This is a genomic window from Saccharothrix sp. CCNWYY140 (assembly GCF_037401995.1).
GTDB lineage: Bacteria > Actinomycetota > Actinomycetes > Mycobacteriales > Pseudonocardiaceae > Actinosynnema.
Window position 1 is genome coordinate 1 of sequence record NZ_JBBEGC010000207.1, and the last position, 8,053, is coordinate 8,053.

Consider the following 8,053-nt stretch of genomic DNA (forward strand, 5'->3'; position numbering starts at 1 on the left):
CGGCTGCAACCCCCGGAAAATGTGGTAGCCCTTCGGGCAGGCCATACGGGGATGACACAAGCAAGAAGCCCAAGTTGGGGTGTGCCGTGCGGCAGCTTCGTGAAAAGCGTGGCGCGGGTTCGGGTTCGGGTGCGGGTTAGCTGGGTGGGGCTGGGATGGGGTGTTTGGTTAGGGCTTCTGCTGCTGCGTGGAGGTTTGCCGCCATCGCCTTGCCCGTGGTCACCGACCACTCGTGGCCGAGGTTGGTGTCGGTGAAGCTTGGGCCTGGGCCGGGTCCCATGTTCCAGTACGTCCACGCCTGTCCAGGCACCGTGTACCCGATGTCGAGCAGTGCCCCCGACACCTCGCTGATCACGTGGTGCGCCCCGTCCTCATTACCCGTCACCACGACGCCCGCCACCCGGTTGTACGCCACCGGACGGCCCTCGTCGTCCTTCTCCGAGATCATGGCGTCCATGCGTTCCAGGACCCGCTGGGCGATCGACGACGGCCGGCCCACCCACGTCGGGGTTGCCACGACCAGGATCTCCGAGCGCAGCAACTCCTCGTGGATGGCGGGCCATTCGTCTCCGTCACCCAAGTCGGTGACAACCCCGGGCGGCACGTTGCGGTCTACTACCCGGATCGGGTGAACGTCGACGCCGCGTGAGCGGAGTTCGTTCTCCACCACGGCGGACAGCAGTTCGGTGTTGGACTGCTCGGGGGACTTCTTCAGGGTGCAGTGCAGGACCACCGCCCGCATCACGACCTCCCCAGCGCCGACCGGATCAGGTCGCGGGCTCGGTCCATGATGGCCACGGGCGGTCCCAAGAGCATGTTCGCCGCGGAGGATTCGACACCTGGGTGCGGTCGGGTCGGGGCGATGGTTTCTGCCGCGCGCACGGCGTTGGCCAGGGCCCGCAGGCGGTCGCCGTCGTACTCCTCGCGCAGGCGCGGGAACTCCTCCTGCTCCTCGTGCCTCGCGTGGGCCAGGACGTCGTCGCGGAGTTCGAACAGCAGGGTGTCGAAGGCCTCGGCGTCGGGGCCGATGTTGTCGAGGGTGGACAGCAGTTCCTTGGCGCGGCGTTCTTCGGCCACGCGGGCGTCCACCACGGCGTCTCCGCCTTCACCCCTGCGGGCGGCGGGGTGGACGATCTCCTCCTCCGCCGTCTCGTGCACCGCGAGCAGCCGGACCAGCCGGCGGAACGCGTCCTTGCGGGCATCCCCGTGCGCGGTCTCGACCTCGGCGAACAGGTCGCGGATCTCCCCGTGCTGGCGGACCAGCAGTGCGATCACGTCTTCTTCGTCGTTCATGCACGCGGGTTACCCGCGATCGGGGAGCCGAATCGACACCCCGATCGCGGGCGACCTCACTTCGACACGGTCAACTCCCGCGCGGCGGCGTAGCGCTCCCGCACCCACGGGGTCGGGTCGGCCTCGAACAGGGTCGAGGTCAGCTCCGACCAGTGCGGCGGCTCCTCCGCGCCGGACACCGCCCATGCGGCCTGCCTGGCTGCGCCGTCGGCCACGTACTCGCTGGTCGCGGGCAGGAGCACCGGGCAGCCGAAGACCGCGGGCGCGAGGGTCCGCACCGCCTGCGACTGGGCGCCGCCGCCGATCAGCAGCACCCGTTCGACCGGCGTCCCCAGCTCCTTCAGCGCGTCGATGGCGTCGGCCAGGCTGCACAGCAACCCCTCCACCGCCGCCCGCGCCAGGTGGGCGGGGGTGGAGGTGTCCAGGCGCAGACCGTGCACCGCGCCCGTCGAGTCCGGCTTGTTGGGCGTGCGCTCGCCCTCCAAGTACGGCACCAGCACCAGGCCGTCCGCCCCGGCGGGCGCGCTCAGCGCCAACCGGGACAGCTCGTCCAGGCCGACCCCCAGCAACGCGGCGGTCGCGTCGAGCACGCGGGACGCGTTGAGCGTGCACACCAGGGGCAGGTAACCGCCCTCGGCGTCGGCGAACCCGTTCACCGTCCCGCTGCCGTCGGCCACCGGCGCCAGCGCCCGCGCGAACGCGGTGCCGGAGGTGCCGATCGACACGACCACGTCACCAGGCCGGGCCTGCACGCCCAACGCGGCGGACGCGTTGTCCCCCGCGCCGACGCCGAACCGGCCGGCGACCAACTCCGCCGGACCCAGCACGGACGGCAGCACCGGCACCTTCCCGAACGCCAGCTCCAGCAGGTCCGACCGGTAGTCCTCTGTGGACGGTGACCAGTACCCGGTGCCGCTGACGTCGCTGCGGTCGGTGGTCAACGCCTCCAACGAGGTACCGCCGGCCAACCGCCAGGTCAGCCAGTCGTGCGGCAGGCACACCGCGGCCGTCCGGTCCGCGTTGGCCGGCTCGTTGCGCGCCAGCCACCGCAGCTTGGTCACGGTGAGGGACGCGACCGGCACGTTGCCGACCGCCTCCGCCCACTTCGCCGGACCGCCCAACTCCTCGATCAGGTCGACCGCCGCGCCCGCCGACCGCGTGTCGTTCCACAGCAGCGCGGGCCGCACGACCTCGCCCGACGAGTCCAGGCAGACCATCCCGTGCTGCTGCGCCGCGACGGACACCGCGGCCACGTCGTCGACGCCACCGGCCGCCCGGATCGCCTCCTGCAACGCGTCCCACCACGCCGCCGGGTCGACCTCCGTGCCGGCCGGGTGCGCCGCCCGGCCTTCCCGCACCAGCGCACCGCTCTCGGCGTCGCGCACGACCACCTTGCAGGACTGGGTGGACGAGTCGACACCCGCGACGAGGGTCATCCGCGCGCGCCCAACAGGTGCTCCAGCGCGAGCTGGCCGAGGTGCACGAAGCCGTAACCCCTCTCGGTCGCCGCCGTGATGTCCTCCTCCGCCTTGATGAAGTCCTCGATGGACTCACCGGCGTCGAGCGTGGACTCGGACTGCTCGAAGACGCCGCTGGCCTGCAACGCCTCCTGGACCTCCGGGTCCGCGCGGAACGCGGCCACCCGCTCCTTGAGCAGCTTGTAGGTGCGCATGTTGGCCGCCGCGCTGGCCCACACGCCGTCGAAGTCCTCGGTGCGCAACGGCTTGTAGTCGAAGTGGCGCGGACCCTCGTAGCCGCCGTTCTCCAGCAGGTCCACCAGGAAGAACGCGGACAGCAGGTCGCCGTGCCCGAACACGAAGTCCTGGTCGTAGCGCGGACCCTTCTGGCCGTTGAGGTCGATGTGGAAGAGCTTGCCCTGCCACAGCGCCTGCCCGATGCCGTGCACGAAGTTCAGGCCCGCCATCTGCTCGTGCCCGACCTCGGGGTTCACGCCGAACAGCGGCTCGTGCTCCAGCGTGGAGATGAACGCCAGCGCGTGCCCGATGGTGGGCAGCAGGATGTCGCCGCGCGGCTCGTTGGGCTTGGGCTCCAGCGCGAAGCGGAAGCCGTAGCCCTGGCTCTCGGAGTACGCGGCGATGGTGTCCAGGGCCTCCCGGTACCGGTCGAGCGCGGCCTTGACGTCCTTGCCGGCGTCGACCTCCGAGCCCTCCCGGCCGCCCCACAGCACGATCGTCTGCGCGCCCAGCTCGGCCGCGAGCTCCAGGTTGCGCAGCACCTTGCGCAGCGCGAACCGGCGCACGGTCCGGTCGTTGCTGGTGAACCCGCCGTCCTTGAAGACCGGCTGGGTGAACAGGTCGGTGGTCACCATCGGCACGACCAGGCCGGTCTCGTCCAGGGCCGCGCGGAAGTCGGCGATGCGCTTGTCGCGCACCACCGCGTCCGCGCCGAACGGGACCAGGTCGTCGTCGTGGAACGTGACGCCCCACGCCCCCAACTCCGCCAGCTTGCGCACGGTCACGGCCGGGTCCAGCGGCGGACGGCTCGCGAGACCGAACGGGTCCCGGCCCTGCCACCCGACGGTCCACAGGCCGAAGCTGAACTTGTCCACGAGGGCACCTCCAATAAGTTTGATGCCTGAACTTATCGCACGATCCCGCTATCCTCCAGTGGTGTCCCGACCGCAGCCCGCGAGCCAGCACACCGTGCGACGGCACAACTCCGCTCTGGTGCTGGACGCCATCGCCACGCACGCGGGGTCGTCCCGCGCCGCCGTGGCCGCCCGGACCGGCCTGACCAAGGCGACCGTGTCGAGCCTGGTCGACCGCATGATCGCGGCCGGCCTGGTGGTCGAGGGCGAGGCGCAGGCCCGCTCCGGCCCCGGCAGGCGGGGCACCGCCCTGCACCCGTCCCCGGACGGCCCGCATGGGCTGGGCGTGGAGATCGGCGTCGACTACGTGGCCACCTGCCTGGTCGACCTGACCGGCCGGGTCCGCCACCGGACGCTGCGCGCGAGCGACAACCGCACCTCCTCCCCCGCCCGCGTGCTGACCAAGGCCGCCACGGCGATCAAGTCCGCGCTCAAGCGGGACGTGCCGATCGGCGGCGTGGGCGTGGCCGTGCCGGGCCTGGTGGAGACGGCGACCGGCACGCTGCGCGTCGCGCCGAACCTGGGCTGGGAGGAGGTCGACGTCCGGGGCGAGCTGCGCTCCCGGGTGGCGCTGGAGGTGCCCGTGCAGGTCGGCAACGAGGCGAACCTCGCGGCGCTGGCCGAGCTGTGGCACGGCCACGGGGCCCAGGACTTCGTGCACGTCTCCGGCGAGATCGGCATCGGCGCGGGCATCGTCGTGGCCGGCGCCCTGTTCGACGGGGTGCGCGGCTTCGGCGGCGAGATCGGCCACCTCCAGGTCGACCCGAACGGCCCGCCGTGCGCGTGCGGCTCGCGCGGTTGCCTGGAACGCCTGGCCGGCCAGGACGAGATCCTCAAGACCGCGGGCTGCCCCACCCTCGACGACCTGCTCAAGGCGCTGCGCGCGGGCGACCCGTCCGCCACCACGGCCGTGTCCGACGCCGCGAAGTGGCTGGGCACCGCCCTGTCCGGCGCGGTGAACCTGCTCGACCTGCCCACGGTCGTCCTGGGCGGCACCTACGCCCGCCTGGCCCCCTGGCTCACCACCTCGCTGGAAACCACCCTCCGCGAACGCGTCCTGGGCGCCCGCTGGTCCCCCACCACCGTCCTGACCTCGACGTTGGGTCCGGAGGCCGCCGTGCGCGGCGCGGCCACCACCGCGGTCCGGGCGATCCTGGCCGACCCGGACCCCTACATCACCGCCGCCCGGTCCTGATCGCGGGACAAGGCACACTGTGGGTGCGCCCCTGGACCGGTTCACCCGGATGCGCACGCGGGAAGCGGACTCGTCCAGAGGCGGAATCTGAAAGCCTGGACGGCACCCCGGAACTCGGGGACCTTGGTCAGGGGGTGAACCGGTGCCGCGTGGAGAACGCCCGTTGGACGTGGGCGACAGCCCGCTGCTGAAGTTCGCGGCGGACCTGAGGTCGCTGCGGGACAAGGCGGGCGGGTACAGCTACCGCCAGTTGGGCGCGCGCGCCCACTACTCGGCCACCACGCTGTCCGACGCGGCTGGCGGCCGGAAGCTGCCCACCCTCGCGGTCACCCTGGCCTACGTCCGCGCGTGCGAGGGCGACGTGGCCGAGTGGGAGGACCGCTGGCACCGGGTCGCCGCCGAGGTGCTGCCCACGCCCCACCCGACCGCCGACGAGAGCCACCCGCCCTACGCGGGCCTGGCCGCCTACGGCACCGAGGACGCCGAGTGGTTCTTCGGCCGCGACCACGTGCTGGAGGACCTGGAGCACCGCATCGCCCAGCGCCGGTTCGTCGCCGTCTTCGGCGCGTCGGGCGCGGGCAAGTCGTCGCTGCTGCGCGCCGGCCTGGTGCCCCGCCGGACGGACCGGACGAAGGTCACCACGCCGGCGGAGACCGGGTTCACCCTCACCGCCGCCGACCAGGACCTGCTGATCGTCGACCAGTTCGAGGAGCTGTTCACCCTCTGCACCGACCCCGACCAGCGCGCCGCGTTCATCGACGCGCTGCTCACCGCCGACTGCCGGGTGGTCGTGGGCGTCCGGGCCGACTTCTACGGCCACTGCGCCCAGTACCCGAACCTGGTGGAGGCCATCACCGACGGGCAGCTCCTGCTCGGCCCGATGGGTCCGGAGGAGCTGCGCCAGGTCATCATGCAGCCCGCGGTCAAGGCGAACTGCACGGTCGAAACGGCCCTGGTCTCCCGCCTGATCGCCGACGCGACCGGCCAGGCAGGCGTCCTGCCCCTCCTGTCCCACGCCCTCCTCGAAACCTGGCGCCGGCGGCGGGGCACCACCCTCACCCTCGCCGGCTACGAGGCGGCGGGCGGCATCCAACACGCCATCGCCCAGACCGCCGAACGCACCTTCACGTCCCTGGAGAAGCAGCAGCGGGCGTTGGCCCGCCAGGTGTTCCTGCGCCTCACCGCCCTGGGCGACGGCACCGAGGACACCAAGCGCCGCCTGCCACGCGCCGAACTCGACCACGACGTGGACGTGGACGTGGTGCTCGACCGCCTGGCCCACGCCCGCCTGCTGACCCTCGACCGGGACACGGTGGAGATCTCCCACGAGGCCCTGATCCGCTCGTGGCCCCGCCTGCGCAACTGGCTGAGCACCGACCGGGACGGCCTGCGCACCATGCGCCAGCTCACCGAGGCGGCGGCCACCTGGGACTCCCTGGACCGCGACCCGGACGCCCTCTACCGGGGCACCCGCCTGGACACGGCCCTGGAGTGGACCACCCGCGACGGCGTCCGCACCAGCGCCACCGAACGCGACTTCCTCAAGGCCAGCCAGGACGCCCGCAACGAGCAGCGCAAACATGACCACCGCCAGACCCGCAGGCTGCGCCAGCTGGTCGCCCTGCTCCTGGTCCTCCTCTTGTTCGCCGGCAGCGCGGTGGTCCTAGCCATCCGCGCCCAAAAACAAGCGGCCCAGGAACGCAACCTCTCGGTAGCCCGCCTGGTCGCCAACGAGGCCCAGAGCAAGCGCACCACCGACCAACGCCTGGCCAACCAGCTGATCATCGCGGCCTACCAACTCAGCCACACCGACGACCTGCGCGACCAGGTCCTGAGCTTCCACGCCGCCACCAGCGCCGACATGGTCACCCGCTCGGTCTACCAAACCGGCCCCACCACCGGCCCCGACGGCACCGCCCTCCCCAACGCCCGCGTACCGGTCCCGGCGGACGACAACATCTACAAGCGCCTGGGCTCCTCCCTGACCCCGCGCAACTCCGTGACCAGCCTCGTGGTCACCCCCAGCGAACAGGCCTTCGCCACGACCGACGAAACCCCGGACACCCAGATCTGGGACGTCACCGACGCAAGGGCCCCCGTCCTGGCCCACACGTTCAGCCGCCCCCTGATCCACGCCGTCTTCGCCCCGAACGGCCACATCCTGGCCACGGTGGAAAGCCCGGCCGTGGTGCGCCTGTGGGACACGACGAACCCGTACCAGCCGGTCCAGGTCGGCACCATCACCACGCACCCGAGGTTCATCAGCAACATCGCCTTCTCCCCCGTCAAGGGCAACATCCTGGCCACCGTCGACAACCAGAGCACCGTCCGCCTCTGGGACATCGCCAACCCCGCAACCCCGAAGCAGATCGGCGAACTCGACGACGGCGAAGACGTCTCCACCACAGCCCTGACCCAAGACGCCACCACCATCGCGGTAGCCGGCCGCTCCGGCACCATCCGCGTGTGGGACCTGTCGGCAAACCCGTGGGCCCCCACCAAGATCACCACCATCGACGCCCACCAGGACCGCGTGACGGCCCTGGGCTTCCGCCGCGACGGAACGGCCCTGGCCAGCGTCGGCAAGGACAGCACGGTCAGGATGTGGGACCTGTCCTCCCGGCAGTCCCCGGTGCAGCGGGGGCGGATCAGCGGGAACACGGACAACATTTATGGAGTGAGCTTTGGCGACGCGCCGGATTGGGTTACCACGGCCAACTCGGACGGGACGAGCAGGTCTTGGGAGTTCAACTTGGACTTGGCGATCGCCAACATGTGTGAAACGGCGGGACAGCCGTTGACACAGGAAGAATGGCGCAGGAACTTCAACGGTATCAAGTACCATCCGCCTTGCCAGTAACACCACCCCACGCACTTCTCGGCGCGCGCAGCGCGCACTTCGCGCGCGGAGCGCGCGGTAGGTGTTACCTACAAGTGGAGGGCCTCGGTTCCCCCAC

At 71.5% G+C, this 8,053-nt stretch carries 6 protein-coding genes; 2 read left to right on the forward strand and 4 right to left on the reverse strand.

The window, feature by feature from the left end:
• Positions 1-136: 136 nt before the first annotated feature.
• Genes WBN91_RS38185 through xylA form a run of 4 tightly spaced genes read right to left on the reverse strand, consistent with a single transcriptional unit; the run spans position 137 to position 3,862 of the window.
• The gene (locus tag WBN91_RS38185) at positions 137-742 is read right to left on the reverse strand and encodes a flavodoxin family protein (RefSeq protein WP_337729186.1); all 606 of its coding nucleotides are present in this window, start codon (positions 740-742) and stop codon (positions 137-139) included.
• Positions 742-1,293, reverse strand: a complete 552-nt coding sequence (locus WBN91_RS38190; RefSeq protein WP_337729185.1) for a hemerythrin domain-containing protein — start codon at positions 1,291-1,293, stop codon at positions 742-744. Before WBN91_RS38190 ends, WBN91_RS38185 begins: the two co-directional genes overlap by 1 nt.
• A gap of 56 nt (positions 1,294-1,349) precedes the next feature.
• Positions 1,350-2,729: a xylulokinase gene (gene xylB, locus WBN91_RS38195; protein WP_337729184.1), complete on the reverse strand. Its 1,380-nt coding sequence runs from the start codon at positions 2,727-2,729 to the stop codon at positions 1,350-1,352.
• Positions 2,726-3,862 carry a xylose isomerase gene (gene xylA, locus WBN91_RS38200; RefSeq protein WP_337729183.1) on the reverse strand — a complete coding sequence of 379 codons (1,137 nt, stop codon included), beginning with the start codon at positions 3,860-3,862 and terminating at the stop codon, positions 2,726-2,728. The genes xylB and xylA overlap by 4 nt, the downstream gene beginning before the upstream one ends.
• A 61-nt stretch (positions 3,863-3,923) precedes the next feature.
• Between xylA and WBN91_RS38205 the strand changes: the two genes are divergently transcribed.
• Positions 3,924-5,096: an ROK family transcriptional regulator gene (locus WBN91_RS38205; RefSeq protein WP_337729182.1), complete on the forward strand. Its 1,173-nt coding sequence runs from the start codon at positions 3,924-3,926 to the stop codon at positions 5,094-5,096.
• A gap of 142 nt (positions 5,097-5,238) precedes the next feature.
• Positions 5,239-7,956 (forward strand): nSTAND1 domain-containing NTPase, encoded by a 2,718-nt coding sequence (locus WBN91_RS38210; RefSeq protein ID WP_337729181.1) that lies wholly within the window; start codon positions 5,239-5,241, stop codon positions 7,954-7,956.
• The last annotated feature ends 97 nt before the right edge of the window (positions 7,957-8,053 follow it).